Source organism: Actinoplanes sp. CA-252034, from assembly GCF_050956125.1.
Classification (GTDB): Bacteria; Actinomycetota; Actinomycetes; order Mycobacteriales; family Micromonosporaceae; genus Actinoplanes.
In genome coordinates this window covers 1853985-1880709 of sequence record NZ_CP191846.1, presented here as the reverse complement: position 1 = coordinate 1880709, position 26725 = coordinate 1853985, and the positions used below count along the sequence as shown (strand labels likewise).

Genomic DNA, 26725 nt, shown 5'->3' with positions numbered 1-26725 from the left:
GGGCGGGCACGGCAGGGATCGATGCCATCGCTGGGAACCGGCGGGCCGTCGGCCGAGAATCGCCGTTATCCGGCTGCCGCCCGGGCTGTGAGGTGAGACCGATGCAACATCCCCGATTCCGCCACGACTACCTGCCGATCCGCCTCGCCGAGCCGTACCGGGACCACCTCGTGGTGGTCGGCGAGACCCGCAACGTGCTGATCGACGACCCGGTCGCGGTGGAGCTCGCCGCGTTGCTGGACGGCACCCGCGCCCTCGGCCAGGTGGTCGGTGAGCTGGTCGGCCGGCACTCGGCCGGCGCGCTGGCCCGGGCGCTGCGCCGCCTCGACGGCCTGGACCTGCTGGCGGCCGGGCCGTGCGCCACCCCGCGACCGGCCGCGGCCGCCTGGGACGCCCGTGCCGTGGCGCCGGACCGGGCCGAGCAGTGGCGGCGCGACGGGCGGGTGCTCCTGGTCGACGCGGGCTCCCCGGCCGTCGCCGACCTGGCCGCCCGGCTCGGCGAACTCGGCCCACCGGTGACCGTCCGGCCGGTCGACGACCCGGACCTCCTCGGGGAGGGCGGGCTGGTCGTGGTGGCTCCCGGCTCGATGATCGATCCCCGGCTGGCCCGGCTCAACGAGGCCTTCCTGGCGGCTGGACGGCCGTGGCTGATGGTCCGGCCGCACGGCCACGTGCTGCTGCTCGGCCCGTACCTCCGGCCCGGCGCGACCGGCTGCTGGGAGTGCCTGCGGCGACGCTGGACCGACAACGAGGAGGTCGTCAACTTCGTCGTCGAGCAGCGCGGCGACCGCGACCGGCCGACCCCGGCGTGGGCGGCACTCGACGCCACCACCACGGTCCTGGCCGGCCTGCTCGCCGCCGAGCTGCCGGTGCTGGCCGTCTCCGGCGACTCGCCGCGGGTCACCGGCCGGATGGTCTCGCTCGACACCCGCGACCTGAGCACCGCGGGGCACACGCTGGTCCGGCTGCCGCAGTGCCCGGCGTGCGGCGACCCGGCCCGGCTCGGCGGGACCGGGCCGCGGGTCACCGTGCCCGCCGACCCGCTGGCCGCCGACGACGGGACCGGCAGCCGCACCCGGCCCGCCGCGGAGACCCTCCGGATGCTGGAGCGCCAGGTCAGCCCGTACCTCGGGGTGGTGACACGGCTGACGCCCACCGGCGGCGGTGACGGGGTGATGTTCGGTTTCACCGCGGGGCACAACTTCGCGCTGGCCCGCCGGCCGGACCGGCTGCGGGGCAACCTGCGCGGGCTCAGCGGCGGCAAGGGACCCACCGAGACGCAGGCACGGGTCAGCGCGATCGGCGAGGCCGTCGAGCGCTACTGCGGGGTGTGGCGGGGCGACCGGCCCACCCGGCGGGCCGCCTACCGTGACCTGGGGCGGGAGCGGGCCGTGCCGCTGTCCGAGCTGCGGCACTTCTCGGCCCGTCAGCACGCCGAACGGGACCGGACCAATCCCGCGGCGGGGCTGTTCCACCACGTGCCGGTCCCGGTCGCCGACGACGTCGAGCTGGAGTGGACCGACGGCTGGTCGCTGACCCACGACCGGCCGTGCGCGCTGCCGGCCGCCTACGTCTGGTACGGCCACCCGGAGTCGGCCCGGCTCGGCCCCGCCGACTCCAACGGCTGCGCCGCGGGCGGCACCCTCGGCGAGGCGATCCTGCAGGGCTTCTACGAGCTGGTCGAACGGGACGCCGTAGCCCTCTGGTGGTACCACCGGTCCCGGCTGCCCGGCGTCGACCTCGGCGCCTTCGACGACCCCTGGATCAGCGCCGTGCGGCGGCACCACGGCACCGTCCTCGGCCGCCGTCTCTGGGTCCTCGACCTCACCGCCGACCTGCCGATCCCGGTGTACGCCGCGGTCAGCGAACGTGACGGTGGCGGCGAGGTGCTGGTCGGGTTCGGGGCCCACCCGAGCGCCGCGGTCGCGCTGACCCGGGCGGTGAGCGAGCTCAACCAGTTCCTGCCGCTCGCCGCGGCGGTGGCCGGCGCGAACGGCGGCTACCACGGCGCCGAGCCGGAGACCGCGCGCTGGCTGACCACCGTGGTCACCGCCGACCAGCCGTGGCTGCTGCCCGATCCGGGTCAGGTGCCGACGACACCGGCCCGGCATCCGGCGCCCACCGCGACGGACACCTCGGCCGCGGTGGCCGCCGCCGTCGGCACGGCCCGCGACGCCGGGCTGGAGCTGATCGTGGTCGACCAGTCGCGCCCGGAGCTGGAGCTGGCGGTGGCCAGGGTGGTCGTGCCGGGGCTGCGGCACTTCTGGCGCCGGCTCGGCCCGGGGCGGCTCTGGGAGACGCCGGCCACCCTCGGACGGGCGCCCCTGGCCACCGGCGAGGACTCGATCAACCCGTTGAGTGTCTTCTTCTGATCGCCCGGAGGGGCCCGTGCCATCGACCACCGCAGCACCGACGGAACCGGAGACCGGGGCGATCCGCCGGCTACCGGTCCGGGAGGAGTACCGCTTCCGCGAGCGGACCACGCTGAGCAACGGCGCCGGCGACGCGATCACCGTGCAGTACGGACGGTTCCAGCTGCACATGGAACGCCTCGGGCTCGGCCGCCGGGCGATGCTGCTGCGGCTCGCCGACGAGTGGCTCGACGACGACGACGTACAGCATCTGGTCGCCACGGTCGAGGGCGAGAACCGGATCCTGCGGGCCCAGGTCCTGCTCCGGCGGCTGGTCACGCACGCCTGGCTGCGGCGCCGCCTGTCCGCCGGCAACCGGCCGCTGCTGGAGATCGACCCGCAGGGGCTCGGCGCGTCGGTGCTGCCCCCACCGGCGCGGCACCGGCCCGGCGTACGGTATCGCATGTCCCGCCTGGCCCGGATCGACGCCGACGGTGATGTGCTCTGCGCCCTCAGCCCCGCCCACGCCGTGGTCGTCGGCTGTCCCGACCCGCGGGTGGCGGGCCTGCTGGCGACGGCCGCCGTCCAGGGCTGTGACCTCGACCGGGCGGCCGCCGTGCTCGGGGTGTCGGCCGCGGTGGCCGGCCGGGTCCTCGACGAGCTGATCGGCGCCGGGATCCTGGAGGAGCCCGGCCCACCGGCCGCGCCCGGTGTCTTCTGGTCCCCGGCGGAGCTGGAGGTCCACCACCGGTCCCGGGTCGGCCGGCATGCGCTGCCGGTCGGCGGGACCTACCGGTTCCGGGACCGGCTGCCCGCCGAGCCGCTGCGGCGCGCCTTCCCGGACGCCCCGGCCACCGATCTGCCCGAGCCGGACCTGGACGCCGTCGCCGCGGCCGAGCCGACGCTGACCGACGTGATCCGGGCCCGCCGGTCGATCCGCGCCCACGACGACGCCCACCCGATCGCCCTGGACCGGCTCGCCGAGTTCCTGTACCGGGTGCAGGCCACCCGCCCCGCCGGGGAGCACGACGGCATCGAGGTCGGGCACCGGCCGTACCCGGGTGGCGGCGGGCTCTACGAGCTGGAGATCTATCCGCTGGTGCTGAGCTGTGCGGGACTGTCGCCGGGGCTCTACCACTACGACGGGACGGCACACCAACTGCGCCTGCTGGCGCCGGCGGGACCGCTCACCGACCGGATGGCCGGGTACGCCCGCGCGGCCGCCGCCATGGCCGGGCCACCCCAGGTCCTGCTGGTGATCACCGCCCGGGTCGGCCGCCTGATGTGGAAGTACGAGGGGATCGGCTACCCGATGATCCTGAAGCACTCCGGCGTGCTCACCGAGCTGATGTACCTGGTGGCCACGGCGATGGGCCTGGCGCCGTGCGCGCTGGGCTCCGGCGACTCGGCGGCGTTCGCCGAGTTGTCCGGCATCGACCCGCTCGCCGAGCCCGCGGTCGCCGACTTCGCGCTGGGCTCCGTCCTTCCCCGGGAGCCGCGATGAGGTTCCGTAGGCAGGCGCTGCGCCACCTGGAGCAGCCGGAGAGCCTGGACCAGGTGGCCCGGCTCACCACGGTCCCGAGCTGGCTGCTCACCGTCGCGCTGGTGATCACCGTCCTGGCCACCGGCGCCTGGACCACGACGGCGACCCTGGACCGGGAGGTCACCGCCGGCGGGGTGCTGATCCACTCGCACGGCGTCTCCGACTTCGACGCTGCGGAGACCGGCCGGGTGGTCAAGGTCTGGGTGGACCGCAACGAGCCGGTCGCCAAGGGGAACCCGATCTACAGCGTCCAGGGCGACTCCGGTGGGATCGTCACGGTGCCGGCGCCGTGGGACGCGTACGTGGTGAGCCTGCTGATCGCCGAGGGCCAGGTGATCGAGCGCGGGGCCCGGGTCGCCGAACTGGAGCGCCTGGACGCCCCCGGCGACGCCCTGCAGGCGGTGCTGTTCGTGCCGGCCGCGAGCGCGCCGATGCTCACCGCCGGGCAGCCGGTCCACGTCGACGTGGCCGCCGTCTCCACCACCGTCTTCGGCACCCTGCAGGGCGAGGTCGGCACGGTCGGGACGTTCCCGGAGACCGAGGACTCGCTGCGGGCGTTCCTCGGCTCCGGCCGGGACGTGCGGCCGTTCCTGGCCGACGGGAGCGTGGTGCGGGTGGTGGTGCTGCTGCACACCGATCCGCAGTCGCCGACCGGCCTGCGCTGGTCGAAGGCGTCACCGCCGTTCCGGCTCACCTCGATCAGCGAGGCCGACGGCCGGATCGTGGTGGGCCGTGACCGCCCGCTCGACTGGGTGCTGGGCCGATGACCGGCACGATCGACCTCGACAAGCCCGCCCGCGAGCTGCCGCGCCGCAAACGGGTCCGCACGCCCACGCTGATCCAGATGGAGGCGGTGGAGTGCGGCGCGGCCTCGCTCGGCATCGTCCTGGCCCACCACGGCCTGCACGTGCCGCTGGAGGAGCTGCGCGAACGCTGCGGGGTGAGCCGGGACGGCTCGAACGCCTCGACCGTGCTCAAGGGCGCCCGGCACTACGGGATGACCGCCAAGGGCTTCCAGATGGAGATCGACAAGCTGGCGTCGGCGCCGTTGCCGGCCATCGTGTTCTGGAAGTTCCAGCACTTCATGGTCCTGGAGGGGATGGGCCGCAAGGTCTGGGTGAACGACCCGGCGACCGGTCCGCGGCCGATCAGCTGGGCCGAGTTCGACGAGGGCTACACCGGCATCGTGCTGACGCTGAGCCCCGATCCGGAGAGGTTCCGGCCGGGCGGGACCCGCTTCCGGGCGTGGACCGCGCTGGCCGCCCGCTGGCGGGGGCTGCGCGCGGTCGCCGTTCAGGCGGTGCTGCTGGGCCTGGTGATGGCCGTGGTCGGCCTGACCATGCCGGCGGTGGTCCGGATCTTCGTCGACCACGTGCTGCTCGGCGGCGGGGCGGGGCGCTCGGCGGGCTGCTCGCCGCGATGGCCGGCGCCGCGGTGGTCACGCTGCTCGCGGCCCTGGCCCAGGAGCGCCTGATGGTACGGGCCGAGACCGCCATGGCCCTGAGCACGGCCGCCCGGCTGTTCCGGCGGTTGATGCGGCTGCCCGCGGCGTTCTTCGACCAACGGCAGGCCGCCGACCTGACACGCCGGATCCGCAGCACCGACGTGGTGGCCGACGTGGTCACCCGGCGGCTGACGCTGACCCTGGTCGACGTGGCGCTCGTGGTCGCGTACGGCGGGCTGCTCTGCCTCTACGACCCACTGCTGGGGGCGGTCTCGGTGCTGCTGTGCGGCCTGAACGTGCTGGCTCTGCGGTGGGTGTCGGCGCTGCGCACCACGGCGGTGGCGAGTCTGCAGGCGGAGCGCAGCAAGTTGTTCAGTACCGTGCACACCACCATCCAGATGATCGAGACGGTCAAGGCGGGCGGGGCCGAGCAGCACAGTTTCCAGCAGTTCAGCTCGCGGGCCGCGGCGGTCACCAACGATCAGCAGCGGCTCGGCCGGCCCACCGCGATCCTGTCGGTCGTGCCCGCGCTGCTGGCCACCCTGAACACCGCGGTCCTGCTCGGGCTGGGCGGCCCACGGATCCTGGCCGGCACCCTCAGCATCGGCGTGGTCCTCGGCATGCAGACCCTGGTCGTGGCGATGAACCGGCCGGTCGCCGCGCTCACCGCGGTCGGCGCCCAGGTGCAGGAGATGTCGGCGGACCTGAGCCGGCTGCGCGACGTGGAACGCTATCCGGCCCCGAGCCGCCGGAGACGGACCCGCCGCAGCCGCTCGACGGGCACCTGCGCATCGAGGGGCTCACGTTCGGCTACAACCCGCTCGCCGCTCCGCTGATCAGTGACTTCGACCTGGACCTGCCGCCCGGCGCCCGGGTGGCGCTGGTGGGCCGCTCCGGCAGCGGCAAGTCGACGGTCGGGCGGCTGGTGTCCGGCCTGTACCGGCCGTGGTCCGGGCGGATCACCGTGGACGGCCGGGAACGGACGAGCATCGACCCGGGCCTGTGGGCGGCCACCGTGGCGATGGTGGACCAGGAGCAGATCCTGTTCGAGGGCACGGTCCGGGAGAACGTCACGCTCTGGGACTCCTCGATCCCGGACGACGACGTGGTGGACGCGCTCACCGACGCCGCGGTGCTCGACGTCGTGCTGTCCCGGCCCGGCGGCCTGGGGGCCCGCGTCGACGAGGGGGGCCGCAACCTCTCCGGCGGGCAGCGGCAGCGTCTGGAGATCGCCCGGGCGCTGGTACGCCGTCCGCGCCTGCTGGTCCTCGACGAGGCGACCAGCGCGCTCGACGCGCAGACCGAGCAGGCCATCGACCACCACCTGCGCCGTCGCGGGGCCACCTGCCTGATCGTGGCGCACCGGCTGTCGACGATCCGCGACTGCGACCTGATCGTCGTGCTCGACGGCGGCCGGGAGGTCGAGCGGGGCACTCACGACGAGTTGGTCGCCCGCGACGGTCACTACGCACGACTGGTGCGCGACGAATGAGGGGACGGGCCGGATGACGATCGAGACGGTCACCGGGGACGGCGCGCTCCTCGTCGTGGACGCGCCGAGCGACCTGTTCCTGGTTCGCACGCGAGCCGGCGGGCTCCGGTCGCGACGGCACTTCGTGGCCCGGATACCCGTCGGTGGTCTGGTGCCCGACGTCGCCGGGGCGGGGGTGTGGCGGCTGCTGGCCGTACCCCTGCCGGGTGGGCGTCTCGACCGGCGGCCGGAACCGGCGGACGACGCCGAGGCCGTCGATCTCGCCCTGTCCGCGCTGGCCGACGCGGTCCGCGGCGACCGGGAGCCGCCCCGCGACGCCCGTGCCCTCTACACCGGGCAGGTCGAGGCGGCGTCCCCCGGCACGGTCTTCACCGGCACTCCGGCGGTGTGCTGGGCACGCGGCGCGGGCGGACGGCTGATCCGCAACGACGGCGGGCCGGACGAGACGTTCGACGAGGGCGTGCCGGTGCTGCTGGCGGGGCGCGACTGGGTGCGGGCGGAACGGGGCGGCGCCGTGGAGGCCTGCTCCAGCGACGACCTGCTGCGATCCGGCGAGTTGCGGGCGGCGGTGCGTGACCAGACGGTACGCCTGTTGCGCCTGGTCGAACGGCAGGGCGAGGCTGCCGACGCCGCGCTGCTGACCTCGCTCACCAGCCGGGAGAGGGCTAACCGGGCGGCCGTGGCCCGTGCGACCCGGATCGCGTCGGGGCTGGTCGGCGCCCGTACCGCCGCCGAACCGGCCACCGATGGCGAGCGCTTCGGGCGGGCCGCGGCCGCGTTGCGCCTGATCGCCGGGCAGGGTGGCCTGCCGATCGTCGAACCGGCCGGCCGCCGTGCCGAGCCGGCCGACCTGACCGAGGCGGTCCGGGCGGTGGCCCGCAGCTCCTCCCTGCATCTGCGGGACGTGCAGTTGCCGGACGACTGGTGGAAGCAGGATCTCGGTCCGCTGCTCGGCCGGCGCACCGTCGAGGGCGGCGGGACGACGGTGGTGTGCCTGATCCACCGGCGCGGGCGGTACCGGGAGGTCGATCCGGAGACCGGGGCGGTGCTCGCCTCCGGGCGGGCCGCCGCCGAGGGGGTGTCCCGGACCGCCACCCAGGTGCAGCGCCCGATGCCGGTCGAGGCGTCGGTTCCCGGAGTGTTCCGGCTGGGCGGTGCGGGCGGCGGCACGGATCTGGCCGCTCTGGCCGGCTGCGGGCTGATCGTCGCGGCCCTGGCGCTGGCCGCGCCGATCATCACCGGCCGGGTGCTGGGCGCGCTGGCCGAGCGGGTGTCGGCGTCCGGCCTGACCTGGTCGGCACTGCTGCTGGTGGCGTGCGGTGGCGTGGCGGCGCTGGTCGGCGTGGCCACGAATCTACGTATGCTGCGCGGTGAGGGGCGGGTGGAGTACGGCGTACAGCTGGCCCTCTGGGATCGTCTGATGCGCCTGCCGGTCCGGTTCTTCCGCGACACCAGCAGCGGCGAGCTGGCCAACACGCTGCTCGGGGTCACGTTCGCCCGGGAGGCGCTCTCCGGGGTGATCCTTCTGCTGCTCACCTCGTCGCTGACCGCCGTCACCATGCTCGCGCTCGTCTGGGTGCTCAGCCCGCCCCTCGGCCTGGCCTCCACCGGCCTGGTCCTGGCCGGGTTGCTGCTGGTCGGCGTGCTGGGCCGGGTGGTGATCACACGGCAGCGGCGGGCGCTGCCGGCCGAGCACAAGGCGGTGTCGACCGCCCACCAGCTGATCAGTGGAATCTCGAAGATCAAACTCGCGGGGGCGGAGCAGCGGGCCTTCGCCCGATGGTTCGAGCAGACGGCGTACGCCCGGAGCACCCTCAACCGGGTCCGAGGCGTGCAGGCCGTGCTGCGGGCCGTCGCCACGGTGCTGCCGATCGCCGGTCAGCTGCTGCTGTTCACGATCCTCGCCGGTCCGCTCGCCGGCAGCCTGGCCCCGGACGACTTCTTCACCCTCAACGTGGCCTTCCTCATGCTGGTCGGCGCGCTGCTGGTGATCGTGTCCGGCAGTGTCGAGCTGCTGGCCGCGCTCCCCCGCCTCGCCGAGCTGAGACTGGTGACGGCCGGTGTGCCGGAGCGCACCCCGGACCGCGCCGACCCCGGCGACCTGCGCGGCGAGATCACCCTCCAGGAGGTCTGCTTCGGGTACGGCCCGGACGCCCCCCGGGTGATCGACGACGTGACGTTGCGGATCCCGGCCGGCGCGTTCGTGGCGATCGTCGGCCCGAGCGGCTGCGGCAAGTCCACCCTGCTGCGGCTGCTGCTGGGTTTCGAGTCGCCGTCACAAGGCTCGGTCTACTACGACAACCAGGATCTCGCCGAGCTGGACCTGCAGGCGGTCCGGCGGCAGTGCGGGGTGGTGCTGCAGGACGGGCAGCTGTTCGCCGGAACCCTGCGCGACAACGTGTGCGGCGCCGGGTCGTACAGCCTGGAGCGGGTCCTCGAGGCGGCCCGGCTGGCCGGTCTCGACGACGACATCGCGCACCTGCCGATGGGGTGGCGACCATGGTCCCGCACGGGGGCGGCACGCTCTCGGTCGGCCAGCGGCAGCGGGTCCTGATCGCCCGTGCGCTGATCCACCGCCCACGGATGATCTTCTTCGACGAGGCGACGAGCGCGCTCGACAACCGCACCCAGGAGCGGGTCACCGAGAGCACCCGGCTTCTCAGCGCCACCCGCCTGGTGATCGCGCACCGGCTGTCCACGGTGCGGCACGCGGACCTGATCGTCGTGATGGAGAAGGGCCGGGTCGTGCAGCAGGGCACGTTCGCGACCCTGATGGCGGAGCGGGACGGCCTGTTCCACCGGCTGGCCCGCCGTCAACTGCTGACCGGGGACGAGTGATCAGCCCAGGTCCATCACGGCGGCGGTCTCGACGAGCATCATGGTGGCCTGACCCGAACGACGGCCCACGATGTCCACCACCGACGTCGGCCCGCGGTTCTCCGCCACCACCCGGAACGCCTCGCTGAGCAGGTCGATCAGGCCCTGGGCGAGCATCTCGGCCGAGTCGCTCCACTCGTCCCAGGTGGCGGCGCGCGGCCGGGCCGGGTCGCCGGGCAGCGACAGGATCCGGTCCCCGGTGGCCCGCAGCAGCTCGTCGACCGGGCGGCCGATCCGGTCCAGCACCTCGACCAGCACCTGTACGGTCTGCCGGGCCGGCAGCCCCGACCGGTGCAGTTCCAGGGCCGCGCGCAGGGCCCGCGGGCGGACCAGCTGGACGGCGCCGTTCTCCCGCCACGCGACCACGCCGTGCCGGGTGAGAGCGTCCACGAGCGCCGGGGACTCCGCGGCGAGCCGCTGCATCAGGGGGCCCAGGCCGTCGCCGCGGGGCTGTCCGGGGCGTACCCCGAACATCGCCTCGATCGCGGTGAGGTTGAAGCCCTGCCGTTGCAGCGACAGGATGGTCTCCAGCCGGCGCAGGTGATGTTCCTGGTAGACGACGGTGCGGCCACGCCGGACCGGCGGGGCGAGGATGCGCCGGGCCTGGTGCGCCCGGATGTTGCGCGGCGACATCCCGACCTGGCGGCTCAGCTCCTCGATGGTGAACTCCTGCTGCGCCGTCGCCGGCCCTTCCACACGCTGGACGGTCATGCCGTCACCCCCGGTTCCCGCCCTCGCTGGGCACCGGACCATCGTCACGCGGGGCCTCGCCTACCCACATCGGGGCGCGGCACGTACTTTTCTCAGCGGGGAGACCGGGACGCTTTCCCCGTCCCGGTCTCCCCTCCTACGCCACGGCGGGGGTCAGCCGTGGGTGATCTTGGCGTTCTCGTCGACGTGGATGCCGGAGGCGAACTCCAGCACCTCCTTCTCACCCCAGCCGAGGCCGTCCCAGATCTGGATGACCATCCAGCGACCCTCGCCGAGCTTGACGAAGAGCGCGCCGCCGTCGGTCTGGTCGAGCATCTTGGTGAGCAGGCCCTCGGCGCCGTTGACGGTCACCGTCTTGCCCTTGAGCTCCTCGTTCGGGGGAACTCCTGCAGCTGGGCCACGATCTTGCCGACGAAGCTGTTCGGGTCCTTGTCCTGGAGGCCTTTGGGGGCGATGACGATGCCGTAGTCGTCGGCGCCCTGCAGCTCCCAGCCGTCCGGCACCTTGTCGAGGGTAAAGCCCTTGGGCTGCTCCCCCTGGTAGGCGACGAGCCTGGTGCCGACCGACTGCGGCGCGCCGGCCGACGGCCGGTCGCCGGCGGCCTCCGGCGCCTGCGGTGCGGCGCCGGTCCCGGTGGTGGCGACGATCACCGCGGCGAAGGCGGCGACGGCGAAGGCGCAGCTTCCGGCAACCTGGGTGGTACGCCGCCGGCGCAGCGCCCGCCGCCCGCGAGCCAGGTCGGCTGCGACCTGCTCCCGGGTCGGCTCGGTGTCGGGGCCGGCGATCCGCGCCAGCCCGTCCTGAAGGTTCTTCATGTCAGTTTCTCCTGGTCACAGAAGTGCAAGGGAGGGGTTGGGACCGAGAACCGCACGGAGCCGGTCGAGCGCCCGGGCGGTCTGGCTCTTCACCGTTCCCTCGGAGCACCCGAGGGCGTCGGCGGTGTCGGCGACGTCGAGGTCGTAGAAGTAGCGGAACACCAGAGCCGCACGCATCCGTGGTGGCAGCTCCCGGAGGGCCGCGCGCAGGCCGTCCGAGACGTCACCGGTGATGTGCTCGGCCGCCACCCGGTCGGGAACCTCGGCCATCGATCGCTCACTGCGCCGCCACCACCGCCGCCGCTCGTCGGTCAGCGCGTTCACCAGCGTCCGCCGGACGTAACCGTCCGGGTTGTCGGCTCGCTGGAACGCCGGCCAGGCGACATACAGCTTCGTCAGCGTGGACTGGACCAGATCCTCGGCCAGGTGGGCGTCGCCCGCCGTGAGCAGAGTCGCGGTACGCACCAGCGCGGCCCTCCGGCTGACCACGAACTGATGGAATTGCTCATCACGCTCGATCTTCACACGAGCCCCTCCTTCACTCTCACGCCTCCCTGACGACCAGCGCCTCCCCGAGGTTGCACGCCGTCGGCCGCGATCTCGGCACATAGGGCATGACCAGGGCCGCAGCGTACCCGCGCCCCCGAAGTGCGGCGATGATCTCATGTACAGAGATATGTCGATGGATTACGTTGACCGCCAGGCACTCTGCTCGTGTACAAGCTTCGATCCGAACGGGGACTCCATTGACCAGGCGCAGGTCCGCGCAGTTGGCCGTCGCTCTCGCCGCGGTGGCCGCGGTCACCACGATTCCGGGATCGCCGTCAGCGGCCGTCACCGGTGGCTCTGCGGTGGCCGACGGTGATCACCGGTTCGCGGTGCATCTCACCGACGGTGTCTCGCACGGGTGCACCGGGACGCTCGTATCGCCGTACTGGATCCTGACCGCGAAGGACTGCGTCACCGGCACGGCCGGGCCGATCAAGGCGCAGATCGGCAAAGCGAACCTGACCACGTCGGCCGGTCACGACCGGACCGTGGTCCGGTCGGTCACGCATCCGACGCTCGATCTCGCGCTGTCGCGCATCACACTTCCGGTGAACGACATCACGTTCCCGCGGATCGGCGCCACCCCGGTCGCGGCGGGCGAGTCGCTGACCATCCTCGGATACGGCCGCACCAACAGCAGCTGGGTCGGGCTGCTCCACCAGGCCACGGTCGCGGTGACCGGCGTCGAGGCGGACACCCTCGCGATCGCCAACGTCGAAGCGGGCGCCCCGACCACGTGCAAGGGCGACGCGGGCGGGCCGACGATCCGCCAGACCCCCACCGGCGTCGAGGTCGTCGCCGTGCACTCCACCTCCTACCAGGGTGGATGCCTCGGTGAGACGGCCACCCGGCGGGACGCGGTCGAGACCCGTCTCGACGTCGCAGCCCCCTGGATCACCGCGACCATCGCGGTGAAGCCGCGGACGGACTTCAACGACGACGGCAGGGCCGACATCGCCGGCATCAACCCGAGCAACGACATGGTGCTCTACACCGGTGACGGCGCCGGCAAGGTCTCCTCGGCAGCCCCGATGTGGGCGACCGGCGGGCTGTGGGCCGGCAGCCACGCCTTCACCGCCGGTGACTTCAACGGTGACGGCTTCAACGACATCGCGATCATCGACAGCCAGAACAACATGCGGCTGTACGCCGGTGACGGCGCGGGCAAGCTCACCAGCACGAGCCTGATGTGGGCGACCGGCGGACTGTGGGCCGGCAGCCACGCCTTCACCTCCGGCGACTTCAACAGCGACGGAATCCTGGACATCGCGATCATCGACAGCCAGAACAGCATGCGGCTGTACACCAACGACGGCACCGGCAAGCTGACCCAGAAGCCGATCATGTTCGGCGCCGCCGGCGCCTGGGTCAACCACAAGGCGTTCACCGGTGGCGACTTCGACAGCGACGGCAAGGCCGACATCGCCGTCATCGACAGCCAGAACAGCATGCGGCTGTACTCCGGTGACGGCGCCGGCAAGCTGATCCAGAAGCCGATCATGTTCGGCGCCGCCGGCGCCTGGGTCAACCACAAGGCGTTCACCGGTGGCGACTTCGACAGCGACGGCAAGGCCGACATCGCCGTCATCGACAGCCAGAACAACCTCCGGCTGTACTCCGGTGACGGCGCCGGCAAGCTGATCCAGAAGCCCGTCATGTTCGGCGGAAGCGGAGCCTGGGCCGACTGGAAGTGGCTCGCCTCCTGACGCACTGACCAGCGCCGCCACCGCTGCCCTCGGGCGGGGTGGCGGCGCTGGTCAGTTCGCGCCGAAGGCCGCCAGCACTCCGGTGTACGGCTTGGCCGGCGGTGGGGCGTACTCGTCGCGCTTCGACGTGTGGACGCCCAGGGTGATCAGGGACTGGACCAGGAGGGTCGCGGCGGTCACACCGTCGATCACCGGGACGCCGGCCTGCTTCGACACGTCGGCGCAGAAGGCGGCCATGCCGGCGCAGCCGAGCACGATCACGTCCGAGCCGTCGCTGTCCAGGGCGGCACGGGCCAAGGCCACCACCCGGGGCAGGACGGTGGGGTCGGACTCCAGCTCCAGGACCGGGATCTCGCAGGCGTGCACTCCCTTGCAGGCGCCGGCCGGGACGTACCTCCGCGCCAGATCGTGGGCTCGTCCGGCCGTACGCCCGAGGGTGGTGATGACGCTGAAACCGCGACCGGCCAGCATCGCCGCGTGCATCGCGGCCTCGGCTATGCCGACCACCGGACCGGCCGCGACCTCCCGCGCCGCGTCGAGCCCGGGGTCGCCGAAGCAGGCGATGACGTAACCGTCGGCGCCGGACCGCTCCCCCGCGACGACCTCGGCGAGCAGGCCGGGAACGGCGAGGGCCTCGTCGTAGTGGCTCTCGATGGACGCCGGGCCCATCGTCGGCGTGACCGCCTCGACGACGGTGCCCGGACCGGCGACGGCCCGGGCACTCGCCTCGATCAGCGTGGTCATCGACGCCGTGGTGTTGGGATTGATGACCCGGATCCGCATCAGGACTTGATCTTGATGGGGTCGAACGGCGCCGAGACCGGTGAACGGCGCACGAGGCCGAGGTAGACCGCGAAGCCCAGCCCGCAACCGATGAACCAGCTGTACTGCGCGACGTCGGTCATCTTCCCGAGCACCGGGATCACCGCGACGACCGCGCCGACGGCGGTGGCGATGATCGCCGGCGGGTGGTAACCACGCTTGTAGTAGTAGCGGCCGGTCGGCGACATGGTGAACATCGCGTCCACGTCGACCTGCTGCCGGCGGATCAGGTAGTAGTCGGCGATCAGCACCCCGAAGAGCGGTCCGATGAAGGCACCGAGCGTCTCCAGCGTGTAGTGGATGACCTCCGGATTGTTGTAGAGGTTCCACGGGGTGAGCAGCACCGACCCGACCGCGGCGATCATGCCGCCGGCCCGCCAGGAGATCCGCTGCGGGCTGACGTTGGAGAAGTCGAACGCCGGCGAGATGAAGTTGGCGACGATGTTGATGCCGATCGTGGCGATGGTGAACGTGAGTGCCCCCAGGACGATCGCGAACGTGCTGTCGATCCGCGCCACAGTCGTCACCGGGTCGGTGATCAGCTCGCCGAACACCGGGACCGTGAGCGAAGCCGTGACGACGGTCAGGATGCTGAACATCAGGAAGTTGACCGGGAGGCCGAGGAAGTTGCCGATCCTGACCGCCTGGAAGGACTTCCCGTACCGGGAGAAGTCGCCGAAGTTGAGCATCGGGCCGGAGAAGTACGACACGACCAGGGCGATCGCGCCGAGCATGACCGGGATCGCGTCCACACCGGTGACCGTGACCTCACCCAGGTTCAGGTCGATCGCACTCCACCCGGCCTCCGCGATCAGATATCCGGCGAGCACGAACATCACCACGTAGACGGCGGGGCCGCAGAAGTCGATGAACTTGCGGATGGTCTCCATGCCGGTCCAGAAGACCGCCGCCTGCAAGACCCAGAGCAGGGCGTACGTGCACCAGCCGAGCAGTGGCAGACCGAGGAACCCGTACTGGTCCACATCGGCGTAGGGCATCAGCGCCGGCCACAGTTTCAAGAGCACGACGTCGAGAGCGGCCGAGGCGAGGTACGTCTGGATGCCGTACCAGGCCACCGCGATCGCCCCGCGGATGATCGCCGGCACGTTCGCCCCGAGCACCCCGAACGCCACCCGGTTGATCACCGGATAGGGCACACCCGTCATCTGCGACGGCTTGGCCACCAGATTGCAGAAGAAGTAGACGATCGTGATGCCCACGACCAGCGAGATCAGCACCTGCCAGCTGGAGAGTCCCAGCGCGAACAGGCTGCCCGCCGTGACGTACCCGCCGACGCTGTGCACGTCGGACATCCAGAACGCGAAGATGTTGTAGGAGCCCCACCGCTGTTCCTTCAGCGGTGCGAGGTCCTCGTTCGTCAGTCGCGGATCGTATCCGGCTTTCGTGACGCCGCTGCCGACCGGCATGCCGGCGGCTTCGACCAGGTCCTCGTGGTGTTTGCTGGGGATGGTGTCGGCCATGGCCGTCACGCTATGAATCCGCTGTTTCACCCGGATGTGCGGAACTGTATATCTTGCGGCGCGGTAGCCGGACGATGAACGTGGAGCCGCCGTCGTCGCCGGGGCGGTAGTCGACGTCGCCGTGGTTGGCGCGGGCCAGCTCCCGCACGATGTAGAGACCGAGCCCGGTGCCGGCCACCTTCCCGGCGGTCGAGGAGGCTCGGGCGAAACGGTCGAAGAGGCGGCCCCGGAACTCCGGCGGCACGCCCGGCCCGTGGTCGCGGATCTCGATGGTGACGGACGGCTCGCCGGCCCGGGCGACGACCTCGGTGGCGCCTCCGCCGTACTTGGCCGCGTTGCTGATCAGGTTGGTGAGGATCTGGTCGAGGTGGCTCGGCTGGACCATCGCGACCAGATCCTGCGGGCAGGTCACCGGGACCGGGGTGGCGGCGGTCGCGGTGAGCGCCGCCTCGATGTGGTCGGCGAGCGGCACCGGGGCGGGCCTGGCGGTGAGCCGCCCCGCGTCGAGGCTGACCAGGTCGAGGACCTCCTGGACGATGGTGGCGAGCCGCTGCGTGGTCCGGTGGACCCGGGTGATGACGTCGCGGGCCGGGCCGGGCAGGTCGTCCTCGGTGAGGGCCAGGTCGAGGTAGCCGAGGATCATCGCGAGCGGGTTGTTGATCTCATGGCCGAGCATGCCGATCAGGTCGGCCTTGAGCTGGTTGGCGGCCTCCAGGTCGGCGGTCCGGGCCCGGACGGTGTCCTCGAGGGAGTCGTAGAGCAGCGCGTTGTCCAGCGCTACGGCGAGCTGGCCGGCGATCAGGCGTACCGCCTCCAGCCGGTCGGTGGAGAAGACGCCGGCCTGCCGGTGGTTCTCCAGGATCAGGACGGCGCCGTCGGCGTCCCGGCTGGGGACGGGCACCGCGAGCAGCGCGCAGACATCGAGACCGGCGAGGTACGGGTCGCGCGCGAACCGGTCGTCCTCGCACGCGTCGGCCACCAGCAGCGGCCGGCGGGTCCGCCGCACGTAACGCAGGGCCGAGTCGAACGCGCCCGACGAACCGGCCAGCCGCACGTGGGTGGCCCCGGTCATGGCGCTGAGCACGTCGCCGACCTGCTCCTCCAGGCCGGCCAGCGAGGTCGCCGAGTTCAGCGCCCGAGCGGCCCGCAGGATGGCCATCAGGTCGATCCGGTCGGCACCGGAGCCGCCGCTGCCGGACGCGCTGGTCTCGGTGGCGCGCAGGAACGGATGCCACGACTCCAACCGGGACACCACGGCGGTGGCGCCCCACGCCCGGTAGGTGTCCCGGGCCTCGGCCAGCAGCCGGTGCGCGGTGTGGGTGAGCCCCCGTTCCAGGTGGAAGCGGGCGGCCCGTTCGGCGAGCACGGCCCGATGCCACGGCCGCCCCGCCACCTCGTGCAGGCCGGCGTCGAAGTGCCGGGCCGCGGAGTCGGGGTCGCCCCGTGCCCAGGCGCGTTCGGCGTCGGCCAGGTGCAGCAGCGGCCGGAAGTTGCGGGGAGCGTCGGCGGCGCGTCGGGCCAGCCAGTCCCGGACGACGCCCAGCTCGTCGATGACCGCGGTGTCGCCGTCCCGCAGCCGCGCGGCCAGGCTCAGGCACCGCAGCACCCGGGCCAGCGCGGACGAGTAGAAGCCACGGATCGCCTCGCAATGCTCCATGGCGGCGGCCGAGTGCCGCTCCAGGGCCGTGTCGTCCTGCTGGAACAGCGCGAGCAGCCCCTGATTGACGTGGCAGGTGGCGAGCGCCGGTGGATAGGCGAGGACCGGCTCCTCGTCGAGTGGCTCCTGGCCGCGCGCCGCGCGTACCAGATCCCGGAAGGTGTTGAGGCTGAAGGCCGCGATCCGGTTGCCGGTCCGTTCGGCCGTGCCCAGTCCGGTGGTGATCTCCTCGTCGACGGTGTCCAGGGCGTCGGCGGTCTCCAGCACCACCGAGGCCAGCCGGGCGCTGAGCAGTCCGGCCACCTGGACGTCGCCGGCGGCGAGCAGGTCGTCGCGGGTCTGCTGCCCGGCCTCGACGATGTCCTCGAGTGGCTCGAACCAGTGCGCGGCCAGGAACAGGTGCATGTACCGGGCGATCGCGGTCTCGGCGGGCCAGCCGTGCTCCCGGCCGACCGCGACGACGTGCCGGCTCAGCCGGTATCCGGTGCGGTAGTCGTCGAACAGGGAGATGGTGGCGCAGATCACCGACCCGGCGGCGCCGACCACCGGAGCACACACCCCCTCCCGGCGCCACAGCCGGTACGCCTGCAGCAGCATCCACGAGTGCTCGACCGGCCCCAGCTGGTAGGCGGGCACGAGCAACCGGTTGATCAGCCGGCCGGTCGCCAGCACGAGCGGGTCGGTGGTCTCGGCCGCCCGCTCCAGGTCGCCGAGACCGTCCCGCAGCGCCGCGACCTCCCGCCGTACCGTCGGCTCCGGGTCGTCCGGGGGCACGATGCCGCACCGGCGCAGCACGTCCAGGCCCAGGCCGTACGCCGCGAGGATCTCGTTGCGCTGGGACAGCACGTTGATCTGGATCGCCGTCGCGGCGGTGAGGGTGACCAGGTCCGGGGACCGGCCGGCCAGCTCCCGGTAGACGTGGTCGGCGTCGTCGAGCCGGCCGAGACAGTAGTAGGTGAGGTGCCGGTCCACGGCCACCGCGTTCCGGAGCGAGTCGTCACCCACCCCGTCCAGGAGCCGGCCGGCCACGTCGAGCAGGTCCACGGCGATCGGATAGTTCGTCAGCCGGATGGTCCGGCGGGCCGCGGCGTGCAGCAGGGCCGCCGCCTCCCGGCGCTCCTCCGGGCTCTCCACCAGGGCCTCGGCACCCAGATACTGCTCGGCGGCCTCCTGGGGGTAGGCGGTGGCCAGACGGCGCGCCATGATCAGCTGCAGCCGCTGCCGCTCGGTGTCCGGCAGGCACTCCCGGGCCGCCTGGAGCACCAGGTCGTACCGGAACCGGACGGTGTCCCCGGCGCGCAGCACGAATCCGTCCTCGACCGCCCGTCTCACGTGCCGGTCCAGCTCGTCCGCGGCCGTACCGGTCGCGGCGGCCAGCAGCCCGACGGTGACCTCGCCGCCGAGGCAGGCCAGGGCGGCGTACCGGCGGCGGCATCCGGCGGCCTGCTGCGCCAGTCGCCGTGCGGGCAGCTGGGACAGCTGGTGGGAGGAGACGAAGGCCCGCACCTCCCCGGCGTCCCACCGCCAGCCGCCGTCGGCCGATCGCAGCAGGCCGTCGGTACGCAGGGCGTTGAGCACCTCGATCGTCGCGTAGGGATTGCCCTGGCTGCCCTGGCGGATCAGGGCGCTCAGGCCGGTCACGTCCTCCGGCGGCATCCGCAGCACCGCCGCGACCAGCGCCGTGGCCGCGCCCGGGCCGAGCCCGCCCAGCCGGATCACCGGGTCGGCCAGGCCGTCGTGCCGCCATCTGTCGACCGACGCCTGCACCGGCGGGTGACCGTTCCGGTAGGTGACCACCAGCAGCAGACCCGGAATCGGCCCGCTCGTCATGATCGAGTCCAGGACCTGCATCGATACGCCGCTCGCCCACTGGAGGTCGTCGAGGACGAACACGATCCGGTGCCGGGCCGCGAGCGTGCGCAGCAGCACGACAGCGGTGGCGCTGATCCGGGCCCGGGCGGTCACCGGGTCCCCGCCGGGCGGCCCGTATGCGGCGTCGAGGAGATCGGCCAGCTCGGGGACGGCCGCGCACGCCACGGCGATGTTGGCGCCGAGCGCGGCCCGGATCCGCCGCCGGGCGTCGTCCACCTCGGGTTCCGGCGCGGCGAGCAGCAGGCGGGTCAGCACGCGCAGCGCCCGGGTGATGCCCCCGGTGTCGGTGCCGGTACGGAACTGGTCGAACCGCCCGTCGGCGAACCAGCCGCCGCGCGCCGCCACGGCCGGCCGCAGACTGCGGACCAGCGCGGTCTTGCCGATCCCCGGCGGCCCGCTGACCAGCACCGCCGGCGTGCCACCGAGCATCGCCCGGTCGAGTGCCGCGGTCAACGCGCCGATCTCCCGTTCCCGGCCGATCAGCTCGGCGGGCGGCGTGAGGAACGCCGCGAAGTCGCGTTCGCCGAGCGCCCATCCACCGTCCGGTCCGGTCCGGCAGCGCTCCAGGTCGAAGGCCAGCCCGTCGGCGCTCTGGTAGCGGCGTTCCGGGTCCTTCTCCAGCAGCCGCATGATGATCTCGCTGAACCTAGGCGGCAGCTCCGGACGGCGCCGCTCCACCGGCTCCGGTGGCCGGACCAGCGTGTCCCGCACCAGTTCCAGGGGGTCGTCGCCGGCGAACGGCGGCTCGCCGACGGCCAGCGCATACAGGGTGGCGCCGAGCCCGTACAGGTCGGCGCGCGAGTCGACCACCGGCCCGATCCGGCCGGTCTGCTCCGGCGCCAGGTAGCCGAGCGTGCCGACCGGCCCGCCCGTCTCGTCCGCCTCCGGCGGCCCGGACAGCGCCAGGTCGAAATCGATCAGCACGGGACGGTCGGCCAGCACCACGTTGGCGGGGGTGATGTCGCGATGGACGACGCCGGCGCGGTGCACGGCGGCCAGCGTCGCCGCCAGGTCCGCGGCGATTTCCAGCAGACGGGGTACGGCTACCGGCTCGCCCTCCAGCGACCTGCCCCCGTCGTCCTCCAGGATCAGCGTCTGGCGCGACTGGGTGGCGGCCAGCCGGGGCACTCCCGGGATGCCGGCGAGGCGGCGCAGGATCTCCTGTTCGTGCCGGACTCGGCGGACCGCGCCGGGTCCGGTGGCTCGTTTGCGGATCAGGACGCCGTGGCGGTCGGCCGGACTCCGGCGAAGGACCTGTGTCCGTTCGCTGCGATAGAGCACCACCTCGCCCACTAACCCATTTTTCTCATTTCTGGGACCTGGGTGGTGGCTCTTCCGCAAACAGCCCAATGTGCCGCGGCAGTGCTGCGATGAACCCCTGCAACCGGTGGTGATGGCGGGCACAGACCTGGGACAGCTCGTCCGCGTCCCGCCGGAGGAAGGCCGTCAGCATCCCGGCGTGGTCGGAGTGCAGCAACTCCCGGTCGGCGCAGGTCAGATGCGACATCGGCCGCAGCGGCTCGGTCATGTTCCACGCCGACTCCAGCATGTGCAGCAGGCGGCGCATCCGGCACGGGCCGATCAGCGCCAGATGGAACCGCCGGCTCTCCCGGTGGTAGGCCGCCCCGCTGTCGTCGTCCTCCATCGCCGAGTCCAGAGCCCGCAGCGCGCCCCGGGCCAGCCGATCGTCCTCGCCGGTCGCCCCGGCCACCGCCACCCGCAGCGCCGCCGACTCCAGCGCCTCCCGGACCAGGTAGATCTCACCGAACTCGCGGGCCGTCATCATCGCCACCCGGTAGCCGCCGTTGGTCCGATGGTCGACCAGACCCTCACCGATCAGCGTCATCAGCGCCTCGCGCACCGGGATCCGGCTCACGCCGAACGCGGCGGCCACCGCGTCGACGGGGATCGCCGAGCCGGGTGGCACCTCGCCATACAGGATGATCGTCCGCAGCTCGTCCACGATCGCGCTCCGCACGCTGCCCGCCTCCCGGTCGGCGAGCCGGGCGAGCAGGGCCGATCGGCGCCGCGGTCCGGACATGTCCAGACGCTAGCCGCCCCCGGTTATCGGCACGTTTCGTGGCACCGTGGATAGGCTGGCGTCAGATCGTGCTCACCGGAGGTGGCGATGCCCCTGTACCCGCACCAGCCGCATCACCGTCCCGAGTGGCCACCGCCGCATCTGCCCCCGGCCGGGCCCGGGCTGCCGGGCTGGCTGGAGGAGCGGCTCTTCGACCAGCGGATCGTGATGCTGCGCGGGCATCTGAGCGCCGAGACCGCGACCGGGATCGCGGCGGCGCTGCTCACCCTCGACTCGGCCGGCCCGGAGGTGGCCCATCTGCACGTGTCCAGTCCGGGCGGGGATCTCAGCGCCGCACTGTCCGTGGTCGACGTGATCGACGCGCTGGCCGCGCCGGTGCATGCCCTGGTCACCGCGGAGGCGGGCGGGGCGGCGCTGGCGGTGCTGGCCGCGGCGGATCAGCGGGCGGCGTACCGTCATGCGCGTTTCAGACTCGCCGAACCACGCGCCGCCGGGGTGACCGGGACCGCCGACGAGGTCGCGGCTGCCGCCGGGCAGCACCTGCGCGAGCTCGAGGAGGTGCTGGTGCGGCTGGCCGAGATCACCGGCAAGCCGCGCAGCCGGATCGAGGACGACCTGTCCGCAGGCCGCATCCTGAGCGCCGCGGAGGCTCTCGACTACGGCCTGATCGACGAGGTGGTGGCCCCGAAGAAGAACGGGCCCCGGTAGGAACCGGAGCCCGTTCTACGAAGTTTCAGAAACTTCAGGAAGCGACCTTGACGCCCATGGAACGGGCGGTGCCGGCCACGATCTTGATGGCGGCGTCGAGGTCGTTCGCGTTGAGGTCGACCAGCTTGCGCTCCGCGATCTCCTTGATCTGCTGGGCACTGAGGGTGCCGACAGTCGTGGTGAGCGGGTTGGCGGCGCCGGACTGGATGCCCAGGGACTTCCGGATGAGGAAGCTGGTCGGCGGCGTCTTGTAGGCCAGCGTGTGGCTACGGTCCTCGTAGACCGACACGATGACCGGGATGATCTCGCCCCGGTTCTTCGCGGTGGCCTCGTCGTACTCCACCTTGACGGCACGCATGTTGGCGCCGGTCGGGCCGAGCATCTTACCGAGGTCGACCATCGCGGCGTTACCCGCCTCAAGCGCGAGGGTTACCTCATGGGTCTTCTTCTTGGGAGGCATTGGGTAAGGCTCCTTAGGGTGAGCTGCGGGCCGAGACAACGCAGCTCGCCAGCATCAACGACACACGACAACCCCGAGACCCTACTACCGCTATGACGAGACGGTCAAAACGGTGGGTGTACGGGGTCTCGGGTCCGCCACCCAGTGTAGCTCCCGGCTTCGGAGCACCGGGGACCGGCCCGGACGTCAGAGCCGGTCGCGGTCCAGTTGATCACCGTCGGCCGATAAACCGGACAGACCGGCACAAGATTCGGGCTTCGACCCCGTGTCACGATCGGCAACCTGAGCCGGGAACAATGGACGTCATGCAGACCCGCACCGACCTACGCAACGTCGCCATCATCGCTCACGTCGACCATGGCAAAACCACCCTGGTCGACGCCATGCTGCGCCAGGGCAGCCAGTCCCACGCGCGTGGCGAGATGGCCGACCGCGTCATGGACTCCATGGACCTGGAGCGGGAAAAGGGCATCACCATTCTCGCCAAGAACACGGCGATCAGCTACCAGCCCGCCGAGGGCGAAGCCGTCACGATCAACATCATCGACACCCCCGGCCACGCCGACTTCGGCGGTGAGGTCGAGCGCGGCCTCACCATGGTCGACGGCGTCGCGCTGCTCGTCGACGCCTCCGAGGGCCCGCTGCCGCAGACCCGCTTCGTGCTGCGCAAGGCGCTCTCGGCCAAGCTGCCGATCATCCTGATCATCAACAAGGTCGACCGTCCCGACGCCCGCATCAAAGAGGTCGTCGACGAGACGTACGAGTTGTTCCTCGACCTCGACGCCGACGAGCACCAGATCGAGTTCCCGATCGTCTACGCGTGCGCCCGCGACGGCATCGCCTCGCTGAACCAGCCCAAGGACGGCACCGTCCCCGAGGACAGCGACTCCCTCGACGTGTTGTTCAGCACCATCCTCAACACCATCCCGGCTCCGAAATACCACGAGGACGCCCCGCTGCAGGCGCACGTCGTCAACCTCGACGCCTCGCCGTTCCTCGGCCGTCTCGCGCTCTGCCGCGTCCACGAGGGCACCATCCGCAAGGGCCAGACCGTCGCCTGGTGCAAGACCGACGGCACCATCAGCAACGTGCGCATCTCCGAGCTGCTCGTCACCGAGGGCCTCGAGCGCAAGCCCGCCGAGAGCGCCGGCCCCGGCGACATCATCGCCCTCGCCGGCATCCCCGAGATCATGATCGGCGAGACCCTCGCCGACGCGGAGAACCCGATCCCGCTCCCGCTGATCACCGTCGACGAGCCGGCCATCTCCATGGTCATCGGCACCAACACGTCGCCGCTGGTCGGCAAGGTCAAGGGCGCCAAGGTCACCGCGCGCATGGTCAAGGACCGCCTCGACAAGGAGCTGGTCGGCAACGTCTCGCTCCGGGTCCTCAACACCGACCGCCCCGACGCCTGGGAGGTCCAGGGCCGTGGCGAGCTGGCCCTCGCCATCCTCGTCGAGCAGATGCGCCGGGAGAACTACGAGCTCACCGTCGGCAAGCCGCAGGTCGTGACCAAGCTCATCAACGGCAAGGTCCACGAGCCGGTCGAGCGCCTCACCATCGACGCCCCCGACGAGTACATGGGCGCCATCACCCAGCTGCTCTCCACCCGCAAGGGCCGGATGGAGGAGCTGATCAACCACGGCACCGGGTGGCTCCGCATGGAGTGGCTCGTTCCCGCCCGCGGCCTGATCGGCTTCCGCACCGAGTTCCTCACCGAGACCCGCGGCACCGGCATCATGCACCACCTGTTCGAGGGCTACGAGCCGTGGGTCGGCGAGCTGCGCACCCGCCAGAACGGCTCCCTCGTCGCCGACCGGGCCGGCGCCGTCACCGCCTTCGCGATGATCAACATCCAGGAGCGCGGCCAGCTGTTCGTCGAGCCCGCCACCGAGGTGTATGAGGGCATGATCGTCGGCGAGAACTCCCGTGACGACGACATGGACGTCAACATCACCAAGGAGAAGAAGCTCACCAACATGCGCGCGGCCAGCGCGGACAACACCGAGAAGGTGATCCCCCCGCGCAAGCTGTCCCTGGAGCAGTCCCTGGAGTTCTGCCGCGAGGACGAGTGCGTCGAGGTCACCCCGTCCGCTGTCCGGATCCGTAAGGTGGTTCTGGACGCCACCACCCGTGGGCGTGCCGCTGCTCGCCGTAAGCACCAGTAGTCTCTGGTTCTCTCTCGGCCCGTCCTGAGTCTCTGGCTCTTTCTCTCGGCCCGCCCTGCGTTTCCTGGGGCGGGCCGTTCGGGTTTCCGGGGTGTTCTGGTGGGTCGGTGGGTCGGTTCTGGGCGGCACATGGCCCACTCCGGGCGGTCAGGCTTGGTCCCTCCGTGGGCCATGTGCCGCCCAGAACCTTGCGCCGAACGCCTTTGGGCCCGGCGGTTCACTTCCGGGTCAGATCAAGACCCCCTCGGCGGTACGGTGTGAGCGCCTGCACACCCTTGCGGCACCCAACCGCGCGCCCGCCGCCGCTCGGCGCGCCCCGCAGCACCCACCCACCGGCGCACACCGCCGCAGCACCCATCTCAGCGCGCGCCCCGCCGTTTGCCGCACCCCGCAGCCTCACCCACCCGCGCACGCCACCACTCGCCGCTCCGCGGCCGCGCACGCCGCCCGGCGGCAGCCTCCCCGCCGCGCACACCGTCGCTTGCCGCGCCCGCAGCACCCACCCCATCGCGCACGCCACCGCTCGCGGCGCCCCGCAGCACCCACCTCATCCGCGCACGCCACCGCTTGCCGTCCGACGGCCGCGAACCCCGCCCCTTTGCCGCCCCGCACCACCCACCTCACCGCGCACGCCGCCCCGCGGCGCTCACTTCGCCGCCCCGCGGCACTCACGCCGCCGTGTGCTGGGCGGTGGCGGGCCACTGCCTCGGCTGCACCGCCATCTCGTGGTGGGTGGGGTTGCATACGGCGAAGGGCCCGGACGACCGTGGTCGTCCGAGCCCTTCGCGCGGTGATTCTCGGGGTTACTTGTCGGCCAGGATCTCGCGCTTCTTGTCTCTTGAGGTCTTCGCCAGGCTGGCGATCGTGGCTATGGCCAAGGTGCCGAGGATCACCAGCAGGGAGAGCCAGATCGGGATCTCCGGAGCCCAGTGGAAGCCCTCACCGCCGTTGATGAACGACAGGCTGTTGGTGTGCAGGGCCTCCAGGACCAGCTTGACGCCGATGAAGGCGAGCACCACGGCCAGGCCGATGTTGAGGTAGACGAGACGCTCGAGGAGACCGCCGAGCAGGAAGAACAGCTGGCGCAGGCCCATCAGCGCGAAGACGTTCGCGGTGAAGACCAGGTACGGCTCCTTGGTGATGCCGAAGATCGCGGGGATCGAGTCGAGCGCGAAGATCAGGTCCGTGGTGCCGATCGAGATCATCACGATGAGCATCGGGGTGAAAAGGCGCTTGCCCGTCTCCGTGACGACGCTGAACCGGCCGTCACCGAACTCCGACGAGAGCGGTAGGGCCCGCTTCGCCCAGCGGATCAGGATGTTCTCCTTGAAGTCCTCGTCCTCGTCCTCGCCCTTGACCAGCGTGATCGCCGTGTAGACCAGGAACGCGCCGAAGATGTAGAACACCCACGAGAACTGCGTGATCAGCGCGGCGCCGGCGGCGATGAAGATGCCACGCATGACGAGCGCCAGCACGATGCCGATCAGCAGCACCTTCTGCTGAAGATGCCGTGGCACGGCGAACCGGGCCATGATGATCACGAATACGAAGAGATTGTCGACGCTCAGCGAATACTCGGTGAGCCAGCCGGTGTAGAACTCACCGGCGGCCTGTCCACCAGCGGTGAGCCAGACCCCGATGCCGAAGACCACGGCCAGGCCCACATAGAACGCGACCCATCCGCCGGCTTCCTTCATGCTGGGCTCGTGTGGCCGGCGCCCGATGATGAGCAGATCGACGGCGAGAACCGCGATAAGCGCGATCAGGGTGGCGCCCCAGACCCATGCAGAAACGTTCAACTAAGGACCTCCGGCAGACACGGGTCGTCGCTGCGCCCACCCTGGACTGGATGAGAACAGCGACGTGCGACTGTCGGAGGTCTCTTCCGCCACGGATCTTGAATCCGTGACCACCGGCCCCGGGCCCGCCCCGAAGGGCGATCCGTGTTGACGAGACCGGAGCGGGGGAATACTCCCCTCCCACAGGAGCCATTGTTACGCATCCTCGGCGCGAACGGCACACCGGGAG

21 protein-coding genes are annotated in these 26725 nt (G+C 71.9%); 11 read left to right on the top strand and 10 right to left on the bottom strand.

The genetic code is table 11. From position 1 onward, the window contains the following. The first annotated feature begins 101 nt into the window (after positions 1 to 101). From ACQPZW_RS08695 to ACQPZW_RS08660, 8 genes are read left to right on the top strand one after another with little or no spacing between them, the layout of a single operon-like run. Positions 102 to 2372 (top strand): TOMM precursor leader peptide-binding protein, encoded by a 2271-nt coding sequence (locus tag ACQPZW_RS08695; RefSeq protein ID WP_433794310.1) that lies wholly within the window; start codon positions 102 to 104, stop codon positions 2370 to 2372. Between the two features lie 16 nt (positions 2373 to 2388). Next, the gene (locus ACQPZW_RS08690) at positions 2389 to 3855 is read left to right on the top strand and encodes a SagB family peptide dehydrogenase (protein ID WP_433794309.1); all 1467 of its coding nucleotides are present in this window, start codon (positions 2389 to 2391) and stop codon (positions 3853 to 3855) included. Next, positions 3852 to 4661 carry an HlyD family efflux transporter periplasmic adaptor subunit gene (locus ACQPZW_RS08685; RefSeq protein WP_433794308.1) on the top strand — a complete coding sequence of 270 codons (810 nt, stop codon included), beginning with the start codon at positions 3852 to 3854 and terminating at the stop codon, positions 4659 to 4661. Before ACQPZW_RS08690 ends, ACQPZW_RS08685 begins: the two co-directional genes overlap by 4 nt. Next, complete coding sequence (locus ACQPZW_RS08680) at positions 4658 to 5368, top strand: cysteine peptidase family C39 domain-containing protein (RefSeq protein WP_433794307.1); 711 nt, start codon at positions 4658 to 4660, stop codon at positions 5366 to 5368. The genes ACQPZW_RS08685 and ACQPZW_RS08680 overlap by 4 nt, the downstream gene beginning before the upstream one ends. Continuing rightward, positions 5314 to 6174 (top strand): ABC transporter transmembrane domain-containing protein, encoded by an 861-nt coding sequence (locus ACQPZW_RS08675; protein ID WP_433794306.1) that lies wholly within the window; start codon positions 5314 to 5316, stop codon positions 6172 to 6174. Before ACQPZW_RS08680 ends, ACQPZW_RS08675 begins: the two co-directional genes overlap by 55 nt. A gap of 47 nt (positions 6175 to 6221) precedes the next feature. Beyond that, positions 6222 to 6830: an ATP-binding cassette domain-containing protein gene (locus ACQPZW_RS08670; protein WP_433794305.1), complete on the top strand. Its 609-nt coding sequence runs from the start codon at positions 6222 to 6224 to the stop codon at positions 6828 to 6830. Positions 6831 to 6843: 13 nt separating this feature from the next. After that, positions 6844 to 9384: an ABC transporter transmembrane domain-containing protein gene (locus ACQPZW_RS08665; RefSeq protein ID WP_433794304.1), complete on the top strand. Its 2541-nt coding sequence runs from the start codon at positions 6844 to 6846 to the stop codon at positions 9382 to 9384. Further along, a complete protein-coding gene (locus tag ACQPZW_RS08660) occupies positions 9330 to 9668 on the top strand; it encodes an ATP-binding cassette domain-containing protein (RefSeq protein ID WP_433794303.1) in 339 nt (112 codons plus the stop codon). The genes ACQPZW_RS08665 and ACQPZW_RS08660 overlap by 55 nt, the downstream gene beginning before the upstream one ends. Here the strand turns inward: ACQPZW_RS08660 and ACQPZW_RS08655 are convergent, their stop codons facing one another. The 4 genes from ACQPZW_RS08655 to ACQPZW_RS08640 all read right to left on the bottom strand — a co-directional run bounded on the left by ACQPZW_RS08655 (position 9669) and on the right by ACQPZW_RS08640 (position 11758). Next, positions 9669 to 10418 (bottom strand): MerR family transcriptional regulator, encoded by a 750-nt coding sequence (locus ACQPZW_RS08655; RefSeq protein ID WP_433794302.1) that lies wholly within the window; start codon positions 10416 to 10418, stop codon positions 9669 to 9671. It lies immediately after the preceding gene. 153 nt (positions 10419 to 10571) lie between these two features. Beyond that, positions 10572 to 10769 (bottom strand): hypothetical protein, encoded by a 198-nt coding sequence (locus tag ACQPZW_RS08650; RefSeq protein WP_433794301.1) that lies wholly within the window; start codon positions 10767 to 10769, stop codon positions 10572 to 10574. Beyond that, on the bottom strand, positions 10766 to 11233 hold the full coding sequence (locus ACQPZW_RS08645) for a hypothetical protein (protein WP_433794300.1): 468 nt from the start codon (positions 11231 to 11233) through the stop codon (positions 10766 to 10768). Before ACQPZW_RS08645 ends, ACQPZW_RS08650 begins: the two co-directional genes overlap by 4 nt. Positions 11234 to 11248: 15 nt before the next feature. Then, complete coding sequence (locus tag ACQPZW_RS08640; RefSeq protein ID WP_433794299.1) at positions 11249 to 11758, bottom strand: SigE family RNA polymerase sigma factor; 510 nt, start codon at positions 11756 to 11758, stop codon at positions 11249 to 11251. 221 nt (positions 11759 to 11979) lie between these two features. Between ACQPZW_RS08640 and ACQPZW_RS08635 the strand changes: the two genes are divergently transcribed. Next, on the top strand, positions 11980 to 13488 hold the full coding sequence (locus ACQPZW_RS08635; RefSeq protein ID WP_433794298.1) for an FG-GAP-like repeat-containing protein: 1509 nt from the start codon (positions 11980 to 11982) through the stop codon (positions 13486 to 13488). 51 nt (positions 13489 to 13539) lie between these two features. On the opposite strand, the gene ACQPZW_RS08630 is transcribed toward ACQPZW_RS08635, so the two are convergent. From ACQPZW_RS08630 to ACQPZW_RS08615, 4 genes are read right to left on the bottom strand one after another with little or no spacing between them, the layout of a single operon-like run. Then, positions 13540 to 14271: an aspartate/glutamate racemase family protein gene (locus tag ACQPZW_RS08630; RefSeq protein WP_433794297.1), complete on the bottom strand. Its 732-nt coding sequence runs from the start codon at positions 14269 to 14271 to the stop codon at positions 13540 to 13542. After that, a complete protein-coding gene (locus tag ACQPZW_RS08625) occupies positions 14271 to 15791 on the bottom strand; it encodes an NCS1 family nucleobase:cation symporter-1 (RefSeq protein WP_433794296.1) in 1521 nt (506 codons plus the stop codon). Before ACQPZW_RS08625 ends, ACQPZW_RS08630 begins: the two co-directional genes overlap by 1 nt. 10 nt (positions 15792 to 15801) lie before the next feature. Further along, positions 15802 to 20613, bottom strand: a complete 4812-nt coding sequence (locus ACQPZW_RS08620; protein ID WP_433794295.1) for a sensor histidine kinase — start codon at positions 20611 to 20613, stop codon at positions 15802 to 15804. Positions 20614 to 20626: 13 nt separating this feature from the next. After that, on the bottom strand, positions 20627 to 21361 hold the full coding sequence (locus ACQPZW_RS08615; RefSeq protein WP_433794294.1) for a GntR family transcriptional regulator: 735 nt from the start codon (positions 21359 to 21361) through the stop codon (positions 20627 to 20629). 87 nt (positions 21362 to 21448) lie between these two features. Here ACQPZW_RS08615 and ACQPZW_RS08610 point away from each other — a divergent pair, with 87 nt between their 5' ends. Continuing rightward, positions 21449 to 22069, top strand: a complete 621-nt coding sequence (locus ACQPZW_RS08610) for an ATP-dependent Clp protease proteolytic subunit (protein ID WP_433794293.1) — start codon at positions 21449 to 21451, stop codon at positions 22067 to 22069. Between the two features lie 34 nt (positions 22070 to 22103). On the opposite strand, the gene ACQPZW_RS08605 is transcribed toward ACQPZW_RS08610, so the two are convergent. Beyond that, positions 22104 to 22529: an uL11 family ribosomal protein gene (locus ACQPZW_RS08605; protein ID WP_360338340.1), complete on the bottom strand. Its 426-nt coding sequence runs from the start codon at positions 22527 to 22529 to the stop codon at positions 22104 to 22106. Positions 22530 to 22834: 305 nt separating this feature from the next. On the opposite strand from ACQPZW_RS08605, the gene typA reads away from it, so the two are divergent. Further along, on the top strand, positions 22835 to 24697 hold the full coding sequence (gene typA, locus ACQPZW_RS08600; protein WP_433794292.1) for a translational GTPase TypA: 1863 nt from the start codon (positions 22835 to 22837) through the stop codon (positions 24695 to 24697). A gap of 803 nt (positions 24698 to 25500) precedes the next feature. On the opposite strand, the gene ACQPZW_RS08595 is transcribed toward typA, so the two are convergent. Then, entirely contained in the window at positions 25501 to 26496 is a 996-nt protein-coding gene (locus ACQPZW_RS08595; protein WP_433794291.1) for a TerC family protein, read from the bottom strand. Between the last annotated feature and the right edge of the window lie 229 nt (positions 26497 to 26725).